20 protein-coding genes and 3 pseudogenes are annotated in these 18500 nt (G+C 66.5%); 13 read left to right on the top strand and 10 right to left on the bottom strand.

All coding sequences use genetic code 11. The features are described from left to right. Nucleotides 1–66: 66 nt before the first annotated feature. The 5 genes from ACQP1O_RS22285 to ACQP1O_RS22265 are packed head-to-tail and all read left to right on the top strand — an operon-like array spanning nucleotide 67 to nucleotide 6398. Nucleotides 67–1530 (top strand): aldehyde dehydrogenase, encoded by a 1464-nt coding sequence (locus ACQP1O_RS22285; RefSeq protein WP_433560431.1) that lies wholly within the window; start codon nucleotides 67–69, stop codon nucleotides 1528–1530. Next, nucleotides 1527–2792 (top strand): cytochrome P450, encoded by a 1266-nt coding sequence (locus ACQP1O_RS22280; protein WP_433560430.1) that lies wholly within the window; start codon nucleotides 1527–1529, stop codon nucleotides 2790–2792. The genes ACQP1O_RS22285 and ACQP1O_RS22280 overlap by 4 nt, the downstream gene beginning before the upstream one ends. 30 nt (nucleotides 2793–2822) lie before the next feature. After that, complete coding sequence (locus ACQP1O_RS22275; RefSeq protein ID WP_433560429.1) at nucleotides 2823–4361, top strand: succinic semialdehyde dehydrogenase; 1539 nt, start codon at nucleotides 2823–2825, stop codon at nucleotides 4359–4361. A 35-nt stretch (nucleotides 4362–4396) separates the two neighbouring features. After that, nucleotides 4397–6169: an AMP-dependent synthetase/ligase gene (locus ACQP1O_RS22270; protein ID WP_433560428.1), complete on the top strand. Its 1773-nt coding sequence runs from the start codon at nucleotides 4397–4399 to the stop codon at nucleotides 6167–6169. A 4-nt stretch (nucleotides 6170–6173) separates the two neighbouring features. Beyond that, nucleotides 6174–6398: an aldehyde dehydrogenase family protein gene (locus ACQP1O_RS22265; protein ID WP_433567750.1), complete on the top strand. Its 225-nt coding sequence runs from the start codon at nucleotides 6174–6176 to the stop codon at nucleotides 6396–6398. Between the two features lie 10 nt (nucleotides 6399–6408). Here the strand turns inward: ACQP1O_RS22265 and ACQP1O_RS22260 are convergent, their stop codons facing one another. Then, a complete protein-coding gene (locus ACQP1O_RS22260) occupies nucleotides 6409–6852 on the bottom strand; it encodes a hypothetical protein (RefSeq protein WP_433560427.1) in 444 nt (147 codons plus the stop codon). A gap of 157 nt (nucleotides 6853–7009) precedes the next feature. Further along, nucleotides 7010–7312 (bottom strand): annotated as a pseudogene (locus ACQP1O_RS22255) (IS21 family transposase); the annotation flags it as partial. A gap of 284 nt (nucleotides 7313–7596) precedes the next feature. Between ACQP1O_RS22255 and ACQP1O_RS22250 the strand changes: the two are divergent. Beyond that, nucleotides 7597–9264, top strand: coding sequence for a transposase (locus ACQP1O_RS22250; RefSeq protein WP_433560426.1), 1668 nt, complete (start codon nucleotides 7597–7599; stop codon nucleotides 9262–9264). Between the two features lie 128 nt (nucleotides 9265–9392). On the opposite strand, the gene ACQP1O_RS22245 is transcribed toward ACQP1O_RS22250, so the two are convergent. Next, the gene (locus ACQP1O_RS22245) at nucleotides 9393–10121 is read right to left on the bottom strand and encodes a hypothetical protein (RefSeq protein ID WP_433560425.1); all 729 of its coding nucleotides are present in this window, start codon (nucleotides 10119–10121) and stop codon (nucleotides 9393–9395) included. Between the two features lie 284 nt (nucleotides 10122–10405). Between ACQP1O_RS22245 and ACQP1O_RS22240 the strand changes: the two are divergent. From ACQP1O_RS22240 to ACQP1O_RS22230, 3 genes and pseudogenes are all read left to right on the top strand, one after another. Continuing rightward, nucleotides 10406–10985: pseudogene (locus ACQP1O_RS22240) on the top strand (recombinase family protein). 285 nt (nucleotides 10986–11270) lie between these two features. After that, nucleotides 11271–11501: a hypothetical protein gene (locus tag ACQP1O_RS22235; RefSeq protein ID WP_433560424.1), complete on the top strand. Its 231-nt coding sequence runs from the start codon at nucleotides 11271–11273 to the stop codon at nucleotides 11499–11501. A gap of 99 nt (nucleotides 11502–11600) precedes the next feature. Next, nucleotides 11601–11840, top strand: a pseudogene (locus ACQP1O_RS22230) (IS110 family transposase); the annotation flags it as partial. Nucleotides 11841–11986: 146 nt separating this feature from the next. Here ACQP1O_RS22230 and ACQP1O_RS22225 read toward each other — a convergent pair. The 5 genes from ACQP1O_RS22225 to ACQP1O_RS22205 all read right to left on the bottom strand — a co-directional run bounded on the left by ACQP1O_RS22225 (nucleotide 11987) and on the right by ACQP1O_RS22205 (nucleotide 14656). Continuing rightward, nucleotides 11987–12343, bottom strand: a complete 357-nt coding sequence (locus ACQP1O_RS22225; protein WP_433560423.1) for a hypothetical protein — start codon at nucleotides 12341–12343, stop codon at nucleotides 11987–11989. Then, on the bottom strand, nucleotides 12340–12891 hold the full coding sequence (locus ACQP1O_RS22220; protein WP_433560422.1) for a hypothetical protein: 552 nt from the start codon (nucleotides 12889–12891) through the stop codon (nucleotides 12340–12342). The genes ACQP1O_RS22225 and ACQP1O_RS22220 overlap by 4 nt, the downstream gene beginning before the upstream one ends. After that, nucleotides 12818–13246 (bottom strand): site-specific integrase, encoded by a 429-nt coding sequence (locus ACQP1O_RS22215; RefSeq protein WP_433560421.1) that lies wholly within the window; start codon nucleotides 13244–13246, stop codon nucleotides 12818–12820. Before ACQP1O_RS22215 ends, ACQP1O_RS22220 begins: the two co-directional genes overlap by 74 nt. 102 nt (nucleotides 13247–13348) lie before the next feature. Next, on the bottom strand, nucleotides 13349–13501 hold the full coding sequence (locus tag ACQP1O_RS22210) for a DUF4158 domain-containing protein (RefSeq protein WP_433560420.1): 153 nt from the start codon (nucleotides 13499–13501) through the stop codon (nucleotides 13349–13351). Nucleotides 13502–13870: 369 nt separating this feature from the next. Then, nucleotides 13871–14656 (bottom strand): CPBP family intramembrane glutamic endopeptidase, encoded by a 786-nt coding sequence (locus tag ACQP1O_RS22205; protein ID WP_433560419.1) that lies wholly within the window; start codon nucleotides 14654–14656, stop codon nucleotides 13871–13873. Between the two features lie 41 nt (nucleotides 14657–14697). On the opposite strand from ACQP1O_RS22205, the gene ACQP1O_RS22200 reads away from it, so the two are divergent. Beyond that, nucleotides 14698–14838: a hypothetical protein gene (locus ACQP1O_RS22200; RefSeq protein ID WP_433560418.1), complete on the top strand. Its 141-nt coding sequence runs from the start codon at nucleotides 14698–14700 to the stop codon at nucleotides 14836–14838. A 15-nt stretch (nucleotides 14839–14853) separates the two neighbouring features. Here the strand turns inward: ACQP1O_RS22200 and ACQP1O_RS22195 are convergent, their stop codons facing one another. Next, entirely contained in the window at nucleotides 14854–15459 is a 606-nt protein-coding gene (locus ACQP1O_RS22195; protein ID WP_433560417.1) for a CGNR zinc finger domain-containing protein, read from the bottom strand. Nucleotides 15460–15543: 84 nt separating this feature from the next. Between ACQP1O_RS22195 and ACQP1O_RS22190 the strand changes: the two genes are divergently transcribed. The 3 genes from ACQP1O_RS22190 (at nucleotide 15544) to ACQP1O_RS22180 (ending at nucleotide 17295) form a co-directional block, all read left to right on the top strand. Next, nucleotides 15544–15879 (top strand): VOC family protein, encoded by a 336-nt coding sequence (locus ACQP1O_RS22190; RefSeq protein ID WP_433560416.1) that lies wholly within the window; start codon nucleotides 15544–15546, stop codon nucleotides 15877–15879. Nucleotides 15880–15932: 53 nt separating this feature from the next. Then, entirely contained in the window at nucleotides 15933–16352 is a 420-nt protein-coding gene (locus ACQP1O_RS22185; RefSeq protein WP_433560415.1) for an SRPBCC family protein, read from the top strand. A gap of 259 nt (nucleotides 16353–16611) precedes the next feature. Beyond that, nucleotides 16612–17295, top strand: coding sequence for an alpha/beta fold hydrolase (locus ACQP1O_RS22180; RefSeq protein WP_433560414.1), 684 nt, complete (start codon nucleotides 16612–16614; stop codon nucleotides 17293–17295). Nucleotides 17296–17573: 278 nt separating this feature from the next. On the opposite strand, the gene ACQP1O_RS22175 is transcribed toward ACQP1O_RS22180, so the two are convergent. After that, the gene (locus ACQP1O_RS22175) at nucleotides 17574–18482 is read right to left on the bottom strand and encodes a DMT family transporter (RefSeq protein ID WP_433560413.1); all 909 of its coding nucleotides are present in this window, start codon (nucleotides 18480–18482) and stop codon (nucleotides 17574–17576) included. Between the last annotated feature and the right edge of the window lie 18 nt (nucleotides 18483–18500).

Raw genomic sequence — 18500 nt, 5'->3', positions numbered from 1 at the left:
CTACACCGTAGTTCATTCTATGGTCGCCTCTTCCGCAGAGACCATAACATGCTCTATGGTGTGGTCATGGAACACGTCTACGACCGGCTCTACCTGGACGGTGACTGGATCGAATCCAGTGGTGACGCAGTGATCACGGTCGTGTCGGCCGCCACCGAAGAGCCGATCGGTCAGGTTCCCGAGGCCGTCGCCGCCGACGTCGACCGCGCCGTGGCCGCCGCCCGGCGCGCCTTCGACGATCCGCTCGGATGGTCGGCCTGGGAGCCGAAGGACCGCGCTGCGGTGATGCGCCGGTTCGCCGAGGAAATCGAGGAGCGATCAACGGATTTCGTGCGCCGGGTCAGCATGCAGAACGGCATGCCGGTCGTCGTCGGCGCGCAGACCGAGGGAACCTACCCGGCCAAGCTGCTGCACTACTACGCCGACCTGATCGAGCTGATGCCGCTCGAACAGTCTCGTCGCTCCATGGTTTCGGGCACCACGCTGGTGCGCCGCGCGCCGCTCGGCGTGGTCGCGGCCGTCGTGCCGTGGAACTTCCCGCAGTCGCTGCTCATGTTCAAACTCGCGCCCGCCCTGGCGGCGGGCTGCACCCTCGTGGTCAAGCCGGCCCCTGAAACAGTCCTCGACGCGTTCCTGCTGGCCGAGGCCGCGCAGGCGGCTGGGATCCCGGCGGGCGTGCTGAACATTGTGACCGGCGGTCGCGATCTGGGGGCGTACCTGGTCGGACATCGCGGCGTGGACAAGGTGGCGTTCACCGGATCCGTCGCCGCCGGGCAGGCCATCGCCGAACAGTGCGGGCGGCTGCTGCGGCCGGTCACGCTCGAACTGGGCGGGAAGTCCGCGGGAATCGTGCTCGACGACGTGGATCTGGGTGCGGCCGTGCGCGAATGGTATGGCGCGTTCCTGCTGAACCAAGGGCAGACCTGCTACATCAGCACGCGGATTCTCGCGCCGGAATCGCGCTACGACGAGATCCTCGACGCGCTGGGCGCATTGGCGGGCCGACTGCGCATCGGTGACCCGCTCGACCCGAAAACCTTGATCGGACCACTGGTCTCGCAGCGTCAACGCGGTCGCGTGGAGAGCTATATCGCCGCGGGGATCGCCGCGGGCGGTCGGGTCGTCGCCGGCGGCGGGCGTCCGCCGCACCTGGATCGTGGCTGGTATGTGCAGCCGACCGTGTTCGCCGGTCTGGACAACGATTCGGTGCTGGCGCAGGAGGAGATCTTTGGACCGGTGCTGACCGTCCTGCGATACCGCGATGTCGATGAGGCCGTTCGCCTGGCCAATGACTCGGATTTCGGGCTGGGCGGAACCGTGTGGACATCGGATCCGCAACGCGGCCTGGACATCGCGCGCCGGGTGCGCACCGGATCCTTCGGCGTCAACGGGTTCACCCTCGACCCGGGCGCGCCCTTCGGCGGCGTCAAGCACAGCGGCCTGGGCCGAGAGCTCGGGCCCGAAGGCCTGGCGGCCTATCACCACCTCCAGTCGATCTATTTCCCCACGGGACCAGGAGAATCCGCATGACCGGCGTCGAAACCAGCGTTCGCCCTTTTCACCCCGTCGAGACCTCCTCGAAGGAGTTCTGGGCCAAGACCGCTCGCGAACGTGAGGAATCGTTCGCGGCGCTGCGGGCCGCGGCACCGGTGAGCTGGCAGCCGCAGGTCGAGGATCCGTGGATGCCGGAGGACATTCCCGGCTACTGGGCCGTGGTGCGCCACAGCGACATCGTCGAGGTCAGCCGCAGCAACGATGTCTTCGTCTCGGGCCAGGGCGTGACGTTCGAGAACCTGCCGCCGGACGTGCTGCGCGGCTCGCAGTCGATCCTGGCCATGGACCCGCCGGATCACACCAAACAGCGCAAGATCATCAGCGCCGCGTTCACGCCGAAACAGGTGCAGCGCATCGCCGATCAGATCGAAGCCAATGCCGGAGACATCATCGACGGCGTCGCGGGCCGCGGGCACGCCGACCTGGTCGCCGACATCGCCGCGGTGCTGCCGATGCGCACCGTCTGCGACATGATCGGCGTCGACCCGGCCGATCAGCGCGACGTCGCCCACGCCGCCGAGGTCATCACCGGCTGGAACGACCCCGACGTGCGCGGCGGCCGCAATCGCGGCGAGGCGCTCGCCGAGGTTGGCTGGTATCTGACCAAACTCGGCCGCCGACTCGCCAAGGAACGCCGCGCGGACCCGCGCGACGACCTCATGTCCGCCCTGGCCAATACCGAGGTCGACGGCGAGACGCTCAACGATGTCGAACTGTCCTCGTTCTTCACCCTGCTGTGCGTGGCCGGGACCGACACCACCCGGCAGACCGCGGCCCACGCGGCCCGCGCCCTGACCGAGTATCCCGACCAAAGAGCTTGGCTGGCAGAGGATTTCGACGGACGCATCAAGGGAGCGATGGAGGAATTCGTGCGATGGGCCTCGCCGGTGATGACCTTCAAACGGACCTGCGTGCAGGAATACGAGCTCGGCGGCCAGCTCATCCGGCCCGGTGAGAAGGTCGTCATGTTCTACGCCGCGGGCAACTGGGACACCACCGTGTTCGACCACCCCGAGCGCTTCGACCTGTCCCGGGACCCCAACCCGCACCTGGGATTCGGCGGTGGCGGCGCGCATTTCTGCCTCGGCAACCAGGTGGCGAAGACCCAGCTCCGCGCGCTGTTCAAGCAGTTGCTGACGCGAGTGCCGGACTTCACCGCGGGGGAACCGGTGATGTTGGAGGGCAACTTCATCCACGGGATCAAATCGATGCCCATCACCTTCACGCCTGAGCGCTGAACCACACTCGTATCGGAGGGAGCCCCCACCATGGCAGCGTTGCCCGACCCCGTGATCTCGCGCCTGAGCGCGCAACTCACCGGAACCGGACAGCCGGTGACCACCGTCTCGCCGACCACCGGCGAAGACCTCGCCACCCTGCGGCAGTCGACCGCCGACGACGTGGCCCGGGCCTATGTCCGGGCGCGCAGAGCGCAGGCCGAATGGGCGTCGCGAACACCCCGGCAGCGAGCGAAACCATTTGTCGCCCTGCATGATCTGATTGTCGCCAACGGTGAACTGATCGATGTCGTCCAGGCCGAGACCGGCAAATCGCGTACCAGCGCCTTCGAGGAGACGCTCGATATCGCCGGTGTCGCACTGTATTACGGACGCCGAGCGCCCGGATTCCTCGCGCCGCGCTCGCGTGCGGGAGCGATTCCGATGGCCACCCAGGTCCGCGAGCTGCGGCAGGCCAAGGGCGTCGTGGCCATCATCTCGCCCTGGAACTACCCGCTCTCACTGGGCGCGGGCGACGCCATCCCCGCACTGATCGCGGGCAACGGCGTCGTACACAAGCCCGACACACAGACCGCGCTCACCGCGCTGTTCGCGCGGGAACTGCTGATCCGCGCCGGGCTGCCGGAAGACCTATGGCAGATCGTGATCGGCGAACCCGGCGACCTCGGCGACGCCCTCGTCGCGGAAGCCGACCACATCTGCTTCACCGGCTCCACCGCCGCCGGCCGCCGGGTCACCGAGGCCGCGGCGCGCAGGCTCATCGGCTGCACGCTCGAACTCGGTGGCAAGAACCCGATGCTGGTGCTCGACGACGCCGACCTCGACAAGGCCGTCAAAGGCGCGGTCCGGGCATGTTTCTCGACCACCGGGCAGCTGTGCCTGTCCACCGAACGGCTCTACGTCGCCGAATCGGTCCATGACGAGTTTCTCGCCAAGTTCGTAGCCCACACCGGCAAGCTGGTGCTCGGCCAGGGCCCGGGCTTCGACTACGACATCGGCACGCTCACTCTGCCGCGCCAGCTCGAACGGGTCGAATCCCATGTCGAAGACGCCCGGGCGAAGGGGGCTCAGGTGTTGACCGGTGGGCGTACGCGGCCCGATCTCGGCCCGCTGTTCTACGAACCGACCGTGCTCAGCGGCGTGACACCGGAGATGACCGTCTTCGGCGAGGAGACATTCGGGCCGGTCGTCTCGGTGTACGCCTTCCGCGGCGACGACGAGGCGGTGTCCTTCGCCAACGCCACCGACTACGGCCTCAACGCCAGCGTCTGGACCCGCGACGTCGCGCGCGGTCGCCGGATGGCCGCCCGAATCCGTTGCGGCACAGTGAACATCAACGAGGGGTACGGGTCGGCCTACGCGTCCAACGACGCGCCGATGGGCGGCATGAAGTCCTCCGGTATCGGGCGTCGGCACGGCGAGCACGGACTGCTCGAGTACGTGGAGCTGCAATCGGTGGGCAGCCAGCACATCATCGGCTTCGATCCGCCGCCGGGAGTGTCCAGCGCGCAGAACGCCAAGCTGCTCACCGCCACCTACAAGCTCATGAAAGCGCTGCGGATCAAATGAGATCCGCACAGCGAACCCGAGGAGTCACCGAACCCATGGCATCGACGTTTGCGGCCGGAGCCAAGACCATGTGCGAGGCGTTCCAGGCCACCATCGCACGCGATCCCGAGGCGATCGCCGTCCGGAACGTCAGCGGGACACACACTCTCACCTTCGCCGAATGGGGTGAGCGCGTCCGGGCGCTCGCCGCCGGATTCGCCGGTCTCGGCGTGCGACGCGGCGACCGGGTGGCATTGATGATGACCAACCGGCCGGAGTTCTACCCGGTGGACGTGGCGGTGCAGCATCTGGGCGCCACACCGTTTTCGATCTACAACACGTCCTCCCGGGAACAGATCAGCTACCTGCTTCGGGACTCGGGCGCCAAGGTCGTGGTCTGCGAATCCGAGTTCTACGCCAAGATTTCCGCTGCGGGCGGCGACTCCGCCGTCGAGCAGGTGATCTGCATAGACACTCCGATGCTGGGCGCGTTGACCCTCGACCAGATCGCCGCTGCCGGCAAGGACCGGTTCGACTTCGAAAGCACTTGGCGCGCAGTACAACCCGATGACGTCCTCACCCTGATCTACACCTCGGGCACCACCGGCGACCCCAAGGGCGTGCAGCTGACCCACGCGAATGTTCTGGCGCTGGTGGACGGGACCGAGCAACGGTGGGACTCCGGCCCCGAGGATCGGATTCTGTCGTTCCTGCCCTCGGCGCACGCCGCGGACCGCTGGTCGGCGCTGTGGCATCTGATGGTCGTCGGCAACCAGGTCACCACGGTGGCCGACCGCCACCAGCTCGCCGCGGCACTGGCGGAGGTACATCCCACCGTTTTCGGTGCGGTGCCGCAGGTGTGGCAGAAACTCAAGGCGGCGATCGACGCCAAGCTCGCCGAATCCACCGGGGCCAAGGCGGCGCTGGCGCATTGGGCCGTCGGCGTCGGGCGCAAGGTCTCCGATGCCCGCCTCGACGGTCGCGACGTCGATCCGCTGTTGCGGGTCCTGCATCCGATCGCCGATGCCCTGGTGCTGGCCAAGCTGCGTGCCGCCATCGGCATGGACCGGATCAAACTCGCGCTGTCCGGGGCCGCGCCGATCTCGCCGGAAGTGCTGCGCTACTTCAATGGACTCGGCATCCCGGTCAGCGACGCCTGGGGCATGTCCGAGCTCTCGGCGATGGTCACCATGAGCCCGCGCGGGCAGGTCCGCCCCGGGACTGTCGGAACTCCGCTGGCCGGTGTGGAACTCGCGATCGCGGCCGACAGCGAGATCCTGGTCCGCGGCCCGATCGTTATGAAGGGCTACCTCAACAAGCCCGAACAGACGGCCGAGGCGATCACTGACGGCTGGCTGCACACCGGCGACATCGGCACCATCGACGAGGCCGGTTACCTTCGAATCGTCGACCGCAAGAAGGAACTCATCATCAATGCGGGCGGCAAGAACATGTCGCCGTCGAACATCGAGAACTGGATCAAGGCCTTCTCTCCGCTGATCGGGCAGGCTGTGGCGATCGGTGACGACCGCAAGTACAACGTGGCCCTGATCTGTCTCGACGCCGACGCGGTCGCACTGCACGCGGCGCAGTCCGGTCAATCGGCGGATCCGGCCGTGCTGGCGGAGTCGCCGGTGATCCGCCAGCAGATCGAGGAGGCGGTGGCACAGGCCAATGCCAAGCTCTCGCGGGTCGAACAGATCAAGAAGTTCACCATCGTGCCGGAGTTCTGGGAGCCCGGCAGCGATGTCCTGACCCCGACCCTGAAGCTGCGTCGCAAACCGATCGCCGAACGGTACGCGGCGGCGATCGAGGACATGTACGCCTGAATCGATCAGGCGGTGCCGTCATCTTGGCGCGGATCTGCGGCGGCGCCAAGATGACGGCCACGTTCTCCCGCAGCCGGCCGACGACGGCATTCTAACCGCGGGCGGTACCCGGCCGGACCGCGCGGGCTGGTTCGTCGCCCCGACGATCTTCTCCGGCATCACCAACGATCAGACGATCGCGCGTGAGGAGATCCTCGGTCCGGTGCTCGCCTACGACGACGAGGATTAGGCGGTCACGATCACCAAGGATTCCGCCTAGGGACTGGGCGGTTCGGTCTGGTCGACCGACCGAAGCGTGCGCGGGACCGGACGCGCTGATGATAGAGGTAGAACCCGAGCGCGTACGGATCCCCCTCGCGCAGAGCGAGACTCGCTGACGCCTCGATCGTGGATCGGAAGCGGACAACCTGGGTCATGCTCGACGAGCGGGATGCGTCGGCGGTATCGGCCGAGGATCCGCCTGCCAGTCCGCCCAGCATCAGTGCCATCGCAGCACCCGCTGCGCGTTCGTCCGGTTCCGCATCCGTCCACTCCGCCGTGAACGGCTGAACCGCCGGATCGTGGACTCCCTCAGCCGCCAGCCCGGCGAGTGCACCCAGGTCCTCCAAACCGGGCATGCGAAGCTCCAGACACGGCGTCCGCACCTGCAATCCAGCCACCGGCCAGTACTTCATCAGGCTCATGCCCGCCATCATTGCCGCCGGGCGCTGTTCTAGGCCACGGGGTTTCGCCACCGGCGGACTCTGCGACAAATAGCTTCGGCCGCAACGGTTTACGCCCGTCACGGGATCAACCTCGTGGGATCACCGCGTTAGCGCCGGATCCCGTCCAGTCACTACCCCCTTCACCGTCCCAGACCAAAACCCTTGGCACCGAACCCACCTGGCCTATCAGTTTCCACCAGCCGGCGAACAGATCCTCCGCATGCCGCGACGGCACCAGGATCGCGGTCAACCAGCGTGAATACCCCATCACCATGGTCAGCACCGGCAACTGTTTCGGGCCCCGGACCTGCCCCGACTCCACCGTCAGATCGATCGGCGGGAACCAGAAATCACACTGCGCGATCTCTCCGGCCACATACGCCGTCCTCGACGCGGGGTCCGGCGGCAGATACGCCGGCCGCAGATCCGCGACCCGGCCCGACAGCGCCCGGATCGAGTTACCGCATCCTCTTGATCCCGCGAGGTAGCGGAAAGGCGTCCTCCACCAGCTCTGCGGCGATTTCGAGCATTCGTAGCGATTCGGCCTCGGTGACGGATTCCCACCCCTCGTTCATGTGAACCACCCTGTTGCGGACATCCAGAAAGGAAGTTTGGAAGTCAGCGTGCAGCGGGTAGCCCTCCTTTTCGAGTAATTCCGAGAGCGGGCCTAGGTGACTGGTGTTTTTCGTGCGGTGAGGGGCGGGTCTCGAGCAGAATGTTGCGGTGACGTTGGGGCGTGTGCCGGTTCAGGGTGATCTGTTGCAGTCGACGGTGGAGTTCTGCGCGGGCCGGGTGGGCGAGGACTCGATTTACGGTGTGCTGCACCGGGAATGCGGGCGGTTGTTCCCGGATGAGATGTTCGCTGATCTGTTCACCGATGTCGGGCGGCGCAGTGTGCCGCCGATGATCGTGGCGGTGGTGATGGCGTTGCAGCGGATCGAAGGTTTGTCGGATCGGGAAGCGGTGGAGCGGTTCGCGTTCGACGCCCGCTGGAAATACGCCGCCGGTGGCCTGGCTTTCGATTATCCGGGGTTCGTGCACACGGTGCTGGTGGACATGCGCGCGAGGCTGGCCCGTTCGGATCGGCCCGGCCGTATCTTCGACGCTGTGCTCGCCGTGGCACGCCAGGCCGGGCTGGTGGGCCGCAAACGGGTGCTGGACTCGACACCGTTGTATGACGCGGTGGCCACGATGGACACCATCACCTTGGTCCGCTCGGCGATCCGCGGGCTGCTCGCGGTCGCCGGCGCCGAGCTTGCGGGGTCGTTGCGGGCGCGGATCAGCAGCGGTGACGACTACGCCACCGCGGCGAAACCGGTCATCGATTGGGACGATGCGACCGCCCGCGCCGCACTGATCGATTCCCGGGCTCGTGACGCGATGGCCATGCTGGTGTTGCTGGAGGGCCGCGACCTCGACGAAGCCACCGGTAAGGCCGCGGCGCTGCTGGCCACCGTGCTCGGCCAGGACATCACCGACGAGGAGGGGACCTTCCGGATCGTGCGGGGCACCGCGGCCGATCGGGTGATCTCCACCGTCGACCCCGAAACCCGCCACGGGCACAAGACCCAAGCGCGCGGGTTCGACGGCTACAAGGGTCATATCGCCATCGATCCCGACAGCGAGATCATCACCGCCACCACCGTCACCCCCGGCAACACCGGCGACGCCGACCCCGCCGAGGAACTGCTCGCCGATACCCTGCCCTCCGAAGCCGAAGCCGAAGCCGAAGCCGAAGCCGAAGCCGAAGCCGAAGCCGAAGCCGAAGCCGAAGCCGAAGCCGAAGCCGAAGCCGAAGCCGAAGCCGAAGGTCGGGACGAGGATGCCGCCGCGGTGTTCGGTGACTCCGCCTACGGGTCCGGTGAGTTGTTGAAACGTTTGGACGACAACGGGATTCACAACGGAGTGAAGGTGCAGCCGTCGTCGTCGGTGAAAGGCCATTTCTCCAAGGACCGGTTCACGATCGACCTGGATGCCCGCACGGTGAGCTGCCCGGCCGGGGCCACCGCATCGATCGCTGCCCGCACCGGCCGTCATACCGGCACCGCCCACTTCGGTGCCCTCTGCGCCGAGTGCCCGCTGCGTTCGCAGTGCACCTCGGCGGCGGGCGGGCGCACGATCACCGTCGGCGCCTTCGAGAACTACCTGGTCGCCGGTCGCCAGCGGCAGCTCGATCCGGTCTGGAAGGCCGACTACCGCGCGACCCGACCCAAGGTCGAACGCAAGATCGGCCATTTGATGCGCCGCCGCCACGGCGGACGCCGCGCCCGCATGCGCGGCCGGGCCAAAATCGGAGCCGACTTCAGCTTGCTGGCCGCCGCGGTCAACCTCTCCCGCCTCGCCGTTCTCGGACTCACCCACACCAGCACCGGCTGGGCCACCACCGCCTGACAGCGCCGGTCATCCGGCGCTGTCAGGCCAAACCGCCACGGGCACAACCGGAAACAAACAACAACCGATACCACCGCCGGCCCGCGCCAACTCGACCTCACCCACCAGCACCACCACACCGCCGGCCGTCAGATACCCGTTCGACACCAGCCACCTAGCGTCGAGCGGGGGTTCTTCGGGAAAACCTTGCGCCGCTTAAGAAGCGATTTGATCGCCATCTCGGCGGCGCTGCCGCACTCGATGGCCGCTCTGCGCGTTTGGGCAACTCGATGCAGTGCGCGAGCGTCTCGGAGCAGCATCCAGGCCAGCGGCACCTGTTCCTTCGTACCTGCCAAGGCGCAGCAGTGCTCAATCGTCTCCTTGCTGGCGTCGAACTGGTTGAGTGGATAGATCGGCGGAAAGGGACGGAAGACCGCAGCATGAAGGGGTGTTCCGTCGCTTCCACGAGTCATCAAGCAAGTTCGATTTTCAGCCTGTTGAGGCGGCCGGAACGCGATGGGCGTCAGGTGCTGACCTGTGAGGATGTCGAGCCACGAAAGAAAAATGAGCGCCCAGTCGTTCATCTCATCGCCCACGATCTGGGAATCGGGGACCGCGGCAGTGAAACCGATCCGGTTGACGACCACCATCGCCGACGAACTCGGCGGACGGTATCCCCAGGCCATCGTGGAAAGTTCGAAATTTCCGAGGATCGCTGTCGGCTGAGTCAGGGGCAGAGCTTCGTCCGTGATCGGCGGTCCTGGCATGTGCACTGTCACCGGTGTGCCGTCGAGCGCGGAGGCGAAGTCCAACCCGAGGACCTCCCTCACACAGCGGACACCCCCAGGTATGTCTTCCTGCCATTCGATCTCGTCCATCCAAACCCCTTCCACCACAAGCGCCGAAAGGATCTGGCCCTCTCGGATCACCTGCAAATGTCGCCAACCGCACACGGCGGGTTACAGCATGCTTCGACCGGTCTCGTCACCACGATTCGGGCCGGCGCCCGGCTGTCGTTTTGGGGGTACACCCGTACCCGACACTCCCGATCCACCCGCACGAGCGTCGGAATAGAATCCGTATCGGCTTTTCCGACACTTGTCGGTGTCGGTTCTTGGACTCCAGCCCGGCACATTCCCACGCGCAGAAGGGATTCCGGGCGATGCACGGGCAGCGAGTCGGCTACGTCAGGGTCAGCACCGGCGACCAGAACACCGAACGACAACTCGATGGGGTTCGGGTCGAGAAGACCTTCACCGACAAGGCCTCCGGCAAAGATCGTGAACGCCCGCAACAGCGACGGCGACACCATGGTCGTGCACCCGATGGACCGGCTCGCGCGCAGTCTCGACGATCTGCGCCAGCTGGTGCGCGGGCTGACCGAGGACGGGATCAAGGTCGAGTTCGTCAAGGAGGGCATCACCTTCACCGGCGAGGACACCCCGATGGCCAACCTGCTGCTGAACATGATCGGCGCGGTCGCTGAATTCGAACGCGCCCTCATCCTCGAACGCCAGCGCGAAGGCATCGCCAAAGCCAAAGCCCGCGGCGTCTACAAAGGCCGCAAACCCTCCCTCACGACCGAACAGGCCCACGCCCTGCGTACCCGCGCCGCGGCCGGCGAGCCGAAAGCCACGCTGGCCAAGGAATTCGGAGTCCACCGCGACACCGTCTACAGCTACCTCAACACCGGGCCCACCCTGCCCGAGGACCGCGGGCCGTTGCCCGACGTCGCGGTGTAGGACCGGATACTCCCGGGGATCTCGCCGAGGTGGGCGCCAGGCCAAACGGCACTGTTTCTCATGTCGTGTGATTCGTTTTCGGTAGGTCGAAATCGGCTGTAGCGCATGATGTCCGGCCATGGCCGATGAGTTGTCCAACGCCTTCGTCGTGATGTGCTGCTACGGAGTGGTTTTCACCTTCTCAGGGGCGAGTTCGGACTGGTAGCACTCGGCTGGGCTGCCGAGGCCGGCCTGCTCTACTGTTGTCGAACTCGGGCCCTCCGAGTCCTCACAGCAAGGAACCCCATGATCAAGATTGCCACCACCGTTGTCACCGGCCTGCTCACGGTCGGCGCCGCTGCCACCCTCGGAATCGGTGTCGCCCAGGCCAACCCCGGCGGTGACTACATCGGCAACTACGCCACCCAGGCCGCATGCGAGGCCGACGGCCAGGACCCCAGCACCGGCGGCACCCACTACGTCTGCGAGCAGCAGCCCGACGGCAGCTTCGACCTGTACACAGGCATCCCTGCCTGAGCCAGGCCGGTAACTTCGCGAGCGGTCGATAGGACCGTCGAAGAGCAACTGGCTGGCGTGCCGACGACTCGTCTCGAGCGTCGGCACGTCTCTGGGTGCGGCGTCGGAGTCAGGACCGGAGCCCGCATCCTGCTCGAGGTCGGCGACGGCTCGGCCTTCGCCACGGCCGGGCATCTGGCCGCCTATGTCGGCATCGCCCCGGTCACCCACCGCTCCGGCAGCTCCATCAAGGGAGAACACCCCGCGCGGTCCGGCAACCACAAACTCAAACGCGCCCTGTTCTTGTCCGCGTTCGCCGCCCTGCACGACCCGGCCAGCCGCGCCTACTGCACGGCCCGTGAGGTCAGAAGGGCCAAGTCCGCCAAATCCGGCGGTAAGCCGCTACCGCAGATAGTTTGCGGAGTCACCGAGCCTCAGCGCGGACCGTTTCCCCAGGTCGTCACCGGAGTTACCGCACATATTCGGTACCTATCTGCGGCAACTCCTTAGCCTGAATCCACCGTGCCCGGGCGGCGATGATGCGGGCCAGTCCGCGCCCGGCCGCCGGCAGAGATCCGCGGCCGAACACGTATGGGTCGGTCCGCCCGCCCATGCGCACCCATGCCGTGGGATTCAGGCATGTCGGGAAGGCGAGGATCGCGCGCTGGCAGGTGTGCTCGCGTAGGAATTCCAGCAACGCGCGAGGGTTGCGCGCCAAGGCCGTCGATGACGCCCTCGAATTGTTCGACCTGCTCAAGCTCATCTATCGCGGCCAGCGCCGCCCGCAACTCCGCCTTGGACACGGTGTTCTCGATCAGATCCCACACCAGCTCCAGCGACAGCCCCGGGTCGGCTTCGCTCATCTCCAATAGCACCCGCACCGCGCGGGCGAGCTTGCCCGCGTTGCGGCCGCTGCGACCACCAGCGGGTGGCCAGCCGCTGCCAGGCGTGTTCGGGGGACTCCGTGTTTGGGGGACTCTGTGTCTACCGCGGCCCCGAATTCGGCGATGTAGTTCATGCGGCCGCCGGTCCGGTGCCGAGGATCCAGTCGAGTGCGGCGCTCAGCTGCGGGCCTTCGTTGTCGCGGATGGTCAGCACGTTCGGCCGGTCGGCCAGGTCTGCGAACCCAGCCGGTCGCCAGCTCCTCGAGGCGCTGCTCATCGAATTCCGGATCCGCTTGCGGCACATGGTAGGCCTCGATGTAGGCCTCCGAGTCCAGCGGGCCGCGGCTGACCAGCACGCAGCGGCCCGGCTCGCGGTCCACGGTCAGGCTGGACACGAAGACGTGGTGGTAGAGCCGCACCAGACAGTGTTCCCAGTCACGCAGATCGGCGAAGCTAACCCCGATGAAGGACTTGGTGTGGACCGGTTTGCCGTCGCCGGTGGCCCCGAAATCGATGATGTGCATCATCGCGGGCAGGAACGAGCGGACCGTGGAGAACCGGCCCGCTTTCCGAGCAGTGCGGTGCCACCGACGGCAGCACCGCCACCAGGCCATCGCGGGCCTGCGGCGGCAACCGCAACCAGGCCACGAACCCGGCCACGTCCTCGAGCCGCGCCTCCCTCCAGTCGATGCCGTGGCGGTCGAGATAAGTCAGCCAGTCCTTCAGATCATGGGCATACGCCTTGATCGTGTTCGGCGACTTCTCGATCGACGCCAGATACGACAGAAACCGCTCGACCTGCGGCACCGGCATGTGATCGTCGCCGAGCACCGTCCACGACTCGAACCCCGCGCCCGGCATCAGCACCCGCTGCACCCGCATTCCTACCTCCCGTTCCGTGATGGATAACGGAAGGTAATCCCGTCTACGACGCCACGCCGAGGACTTACCGCTCTCCTCGAACACGTTGTGTACGGCCCTGATTCAGCTGGAGATAACGAAGCCGAGCTTGTTGTAGTCGCGGCGGCGATCGGCGATCAGCTTGCGGTCCTCGTCGTCCAGGTGGAAGAACCGCTCCAGCTCCACCCGCGACAACGCCGGAAACCGGCCGTACTCGCCCACGCCCTCATCACGCACAGCCGGACATGAAACCACCAGCGCCACAACGCCGCCCGCAGTTCACCGAAGAATGACGCTCGGTCCGCCCACACCAGCCGCTTAGCGTGACTTTTCTCGTCACTGGCCCTTACGGGCCGTTCCGAAACGGCCGGAGCAACTCGCCCTCGATGGAACGAGTATGCCCACCCCGTCAATCAGCTATCCGAGCGACCGGTGGGAATTTCGTGGCGGGATGCAATTCGCGACGAGGGAGAACGTGTTTCTCCGATATCGTCGCATGGATCGGAGTCGGCCCATGGGTCGACATCGGCTAATCCCTGCGATTCCTGCCATTCCACACTGTCGGGTATCTCGTCGTCGCCGCAATCGCCATCACGGGGGAGCAGTTCAGTGCGTCAACGCGTCGATTGCCCGCGGAGTCCGCGATGTGCTGCCCCATATCAGACTGGCGGTGAGCGCGGCCGTGAGGACGCCGGTGGTGATCACGCTGATCGGCCGGTCCAGCCCCGGGGTGTAGGCGGCGGCGACATTGAACGAGGTGTGCATCAGGATCGCCGCACTCACTCCATGCCCTGTGCGATCGTGCAGCCACACGATCAGCACTCGAGTGGCGACCGTACCGAGGAACCCTCCGGCGATCCAACCCACCGGATGTCCCGCCTCGACCAACGGAATCACATGCCAGACCGCCCAATAGACGCCCAGACCGAGTGCGGCCGGCAACATGCCGAAGCGCTGCTGTAACGGCTCGATGGCATATCCGGTCCAGCCCAGCTCCTCGCAGGTCGCTGCGAGGAGGAAAACCAGCACCAGCCCCGGTGCGGCGGCCGGGGACAGCGGCAGCCGCCATCCGGCCTGCCCCGTCCAGCACACGGCCGCCACGGACCCCACCGCCAGCGCCGCCGGCAGCAACACAGCAAGCACATACCAGCGCGGCGCGGCAGCGGGACGGTCCACAGCGCGCCGCAGCAACCCCAGCACCGCCGCAGCACCGGAATACCGCCAGGTCAGTGCCGCGGCGACGGCAACCGGAACCACGAACATGACTGCGCTCATGGGCAGCCGCATTGCACCCATCCGTACTCCGTCGGTGACTGCGCCCAACACGAAGAACGGGATCGAGGACAGCGCAACCGAAGTCAGGAACAGTAGCGGTCTGCGTTCATCGATCACGCTCCGACCATACTGCGGCAGCGGTCGATATCCATGCGCTGGTGCAGGACTCGCACGACATCGCCGATGTGCTCGGCGGCGAGCTGACCGGAGCAGCTGTACCCCACCGCGAACTTGAAATGGCCGAGGCGGATTTCGTCGCAGGCGCGCCCGAAGGCCGACGGCGCGGGGTTATCGGTTGACGGACCTGCCCGCGGTCAAGGCGAGGCGGACTTGCGGTGGTGTGAGGCGCGGGCTTTGGCACGGTTGCCGCAAATGTCCATGGAGCACCAGGTCCGGCGGCGATTGCGCGAGTGGTCGTAGTAGGCCCATCGACAGCTTGGTTCCCGGCAGGCCTTCAGTCGCGTCCACGTGCCTTCTGCCACGGCCTCGGCCACGATGGCGAGGAGCCCGGCCATCGCCGCCTCGACCGGCACCCGGGAACAGGGGACCAGTCGGGGCGGGGAAACGGTCACGTCGAGCATCAACGGGAATTCGCGGGTGAGTTCGGCGAATTCGGCGCGGGCGGCGGGGTTGAGGCCGTCCGGGCGTGGGCTCGAGACCGGCGCGGTGTTGTTCTCCGCGATCAGCGCGCGCAGTCCCTCACGGATCCGTTCGGCACGGTCGCGCTGCTCGGCCTTCACCACCATCTCGACCGGTGTCAGGCCGTTAGCGTGCAACCACTTCGCCAGCTGTGGCGGGGTTGCGATCTCGTCGCTGTCGCGGCGGCGGGTGTTGATGAACTTCTCGATCACGCGCAGCGGCATCGGCGCCGTCCCGGTTGCGAGGTCCGGCACGAGATCGGCAGTCCGCTCATTCTTCACCTCTCGCAGCCTACCCGGCTAACGACCATGGTAGGTTACCTAACTGACGTAACCGATACGTCAGTTAGATGAGAGGGCTCGCTGGTGAGCGTCAGCATTGGCAACATCTGTATCGACACGAACGACCTGGCAGGCAGCACCGCGTTCTGGCAGGCGGTCACGGGGTACCAGGTCGCGTCCTCGGACGAAGGCACCACCTATCTGGAGGACTCGAACAAGGCCGGTGCCGGCCTGTCCCTGCAGGCAGTGCCCGAAGGTCGGGAGGGCGAAAATCGGCTGCATCTGGACCTGTTCACCGATGACCTGGCCGGAGAGGTCGACCGGATTCGGGCCCTCGGCGCGACCGAAGTAGGGCGCTTCGACGGGTGGGTCGTGCTGGCCGACCCCGAGGGAAACCAGTTCTGCGTCGTCGCCGCATAGACGCACCCGCCGACCTCGCGATCCGGAATCCCACCACCAGAGAAGAGACAGCTATGGCCTCCGTGCACAAAGAGATCATCATCGATGCCGACCCCGGGGCCGTGTGGTCGATCATCGGTGACTTCACCGACGGGCCCGTGCGGATGGCGCCCGGCTTCGTCACCGAGAGCCGGCTCGAGGAACCCGACGTCAGGGTTGTCACGTTCGCCGACGGGACGGTGGCGCGGGAGCGGCTCATCGCGTTCGACGATGAGCTGCGTCGGCTCGTCTTCTCGATCATCGGCGACACCATGGCGCCGACGCACGACAACGCGTCGATGCAAGTCTTCCCGCACGAGGACGGCCGCACCCGGTTCGTCTGGATCCACGACGTGCAACCGGCCGAGCTCACCATTCCGATGGGCGCCGTCATGGACCACGGCCTGAGCCTTCTCAAGCAGACCGTGGAACCCGCCAACGAGCACCTCGGCTAGGACAGTCGCGTCATCGCTGGTCGCGGTCCTTCCCAGGGGACTGCGGCCAGCAGTATGGCCGGACGAGGGTGCCCCACCGATCGACGGCAGGCCGGTCTTGCCCGATCCGGCGACCAGCTGTGCTCGTCTACTCGCGGCCAGTTTTCCCGATGGCTCTGAAGCCGGGCAGGGAAGCCGGCGGCTGCTCCTCCGGTCCAGGCGCGGGCCTCCAACTCGAACATCAGCAAAGGCGCACCGGCAGCCAAATACAGGAGCAAACATGACCGCCTCGCAGACAACGCCGATACTGTTTCTCAGTGGCGCAGGACTTCCAGCCTGGATCTGGGACGATGTTCGAAATTCGCTGCTAGTCGAATCGGTTGTCGCGACCTACCCGCGCCGAGCGGACGCGACCCTGCGGAATTACGCCGACGCGGTTCTGGAGCAGGCACCCGGCCCCGTATTCACGATCGTGGCCCACTCGATCGGCGGGGTCGTGGCCAGTGAGATCGCGGCCATCGCGCCGGAACGGCTCGACGGCATCCTCGGCGTCGCGGCGTCGATGCCCGGCATCGGGAAGTCGTTCCTCGGTGCCATGCCAATGCCGCAGAAGCTCGTCATGGGTCTGATCATGCGGTTCGCGGGAACCAAGCCTCCCGAGAACGCGATCCGCTCCGGGGTGTGCGCGGGACTCGGCGAGCCCGACACCTCGCGCATCGTCTCGCAGTTCGAGCCGGAATCGCAACACCTCTATCGGGACGGCGTATCCCCGCGAACGTTTCCGGCGCGACGCGGGTATGTCGTGACCTCGTCGGACCGGGTTATCCCCGCAGCGGACCAACGCAGGCACGCCACCGAGCTCGGCGCGGAGTTCCGCAGCGAACTGTCAACGGGTCACCTGCCGATGCTGCAGGACCCGGCATTGCTGGCACGTATCGTTGGTGAGTTCAAGACCGAGCGTTGAACCGCCGCGGTCCAGCCGGCCCGCCCGACTTCTCACCTCATCAGAAGCGCCGTTTCGGTCGACATGAACCCGCGACAGTCGAATAGGTGACCTTGCCCGTCACTACCACCCTTCTGGGCCGCCCCGACCGGATAGTGCGGGGCGACCCAGTACACGGCGGCCGTGATCGATGCCAGGATCTCACCGGTGACCGGCGGTGGGCCAAGGCCAGCAGCTCGCGCTGCAGCAAGCGGCGGGTTGTGTCGCTGAACCCGATCCCGCTTCCCCACTATCGGATTTCATTTCAGGGCAGGCCGGGAGCGTGTCACGACAACGCCAGTGACGACTGCGATCGCGCCGATAACAGCATTCCAGCGGACAGTTTCCGACAGCAGCACCGCACCCAGGACGGTGGACCAGATCGGGACGACGTAGGTGATCGTCGAGGCGACCGTCGGCCCGGCGGAGGCGATCACCTGCATGTTGAGCACAAACGCGTAGCCCGTGCCGAGCACGCCCAGCACGATCAGACCGACAGCGCCAGGCCACTCCGGCACGGTCGGGACACGACCGGCCAGCAGGGCAATCAGGGCCAATTCCAGTGTGGCGGTGAGCAACTGGGTCAGCGACAGGACCGCTGGTGAACTCCCCGGTTTGGCGAGGAACCTGTGGGTGTAGGCGAATCCAGCGCCATAGCACAGGGTGGCGCCCAGACAGAGGGCAATACCGCCCACCGTGTCGGCATCCATGCCCCGCCAGACTCCGAGCAGGCAAGCCACGCCTGCAAACCCGATCAGGACTCCTTCGACCCGACGTCGGGTCAGTGGCTCGCCGGGGACCAGCAGGATGGTGAAGCCCATCGTCATGATCGGGGTCGTCGCGTTGATCAGGCCGGCCAGCACCGAGCCGATGTGTTGCTCGGCCAGCGCGAACAGGGTAAATGGAATGGCGTTGACCAGCAGAGCAACCACAGCAGCATGGCCCCATATCGACCGTGTGCGAGGTAGCGCCTCCCGACGCACCGCACACACGACGTTCAGCACGAGCGCGCCGAAGGCGCACCGCCACAACGCGACCCACACCGAGGCGACACCCGCATCGACAGCGAGCTTGATGAGAGCGAAGCTGGCACCCCAAATCCCCGACAGCACAACGAACTTCGGCACCCAACTGGCCCTCATTCGCGCTCTAGCTTCGGCCAGGGTCATCGGACGGGCACCTTTCAC

Source organism: Nocardia sp. CA-151230, from assembly GCF_050942175.1.
GTDB lineage: Bacteria > Actinomycetota > Actinomycetes > Mycobacteriales > Mycobacteriaceae > Nocardia.
Note: the sequence above shows the minus strand (reverse complement) of the source record. Positions and strands in the feature narration are given on the sequence as shown.

Bases quoted from the DNA above. Each gene is read 5' to 3' on its own strand.
- ACQP1O_RS22260 (WP_433560427.1), bottom strand. From the start codon at position 6,852: ATGAGCCTGATGAAGTACTGGCCGGTGGCTGGATTGCAGGTGCGGACG.
- ACQP1O_RS22285 (WP_433560431.1), top strand. From the start codon at position 67: ATGGAACACGTCTACGACCGGCTCTACCTGGACGGTGACTGGATCGAA.
- ACQP1O_RS22185 (WP_433560415.1), top strand. From the start codon at position 15,933: ATGGCCTCCGTGCACAAAGAGATCATCATCGATGCCGACCCCGGGGCC.
- ACQP1O_RS22245 (WP_433560425.1), bottom strand. From the start codon at position 10,121: ATGGACGAGATCGAATGGCAGGAAGACATACCTGGGGGTGTCCGCTGT.
- ACQP1O_RS22280 (WP_433560430.1), top strand. From the start codon at position 1,527: ATGACCGGCGTCGAAACCAGCGTTCGCCCTTTTCACCCCGTCGAGACC.
- ACQP1O_RS22235 (WP_433560424.1), top strand. From the start codon at position 11,271: ATGATCAAGATTGCCACCACCGTTGTCACCGGCCTGCTCACGGTCGGC.
- ACQP1O_RS22270 (WP_433560428.1), top strand. From the start codon at position 4,397: ATGGCATCGACGTTTGCGGCCGGAGCCAAGACCATGTGCGAGGCGTTC.
- ACQP1O_RS22275 (WP_433560429.1), top strand. From the start codon at position 2,823: ATGGCAGCGTTGCCCGACCCCGTGATCTCGCGCCTGAGCGCGCAACTC.
- ACQP1O_RS22175 (WP_433560413.1), bottom strand. From the start codon at position 18,482: ATGACCCTGGCCGAAGCTAGAGCGCGAATGAGGGCCAGTTGGGTGCCG.
- ACQP1O_RS22225 (WP_433560423.1), bottom strand. From the start codon at position 12,343: ATGAGCGAAGCCGACCCGGGGCTGTCGCTGGAGCTGGTGTGGGATCTG.
- ACQP1O_RS22180 (WP_433560414.1), top strand. From the start codon at position 16,612: ATGACCGCCTCGCAGACAACGCCGATACTGTTTCTCAGTGGCGCAGGA.
- ACQP1O_RS22215 (WP_433560421.1), bottom strand. From the start codon at position 13,246: ATGCGGGTGCAGCGGGTGCTGATGCCGGGCGCGGGGTTCGAGTCGTGG.
- ACQP1O_RS22220 (WP_433560422.1), bottom strand. From the start codon at position 12,891: ATGATGCACATCATCGATTTCGGGGCCACCGGCGACGGCAAACCGGTC.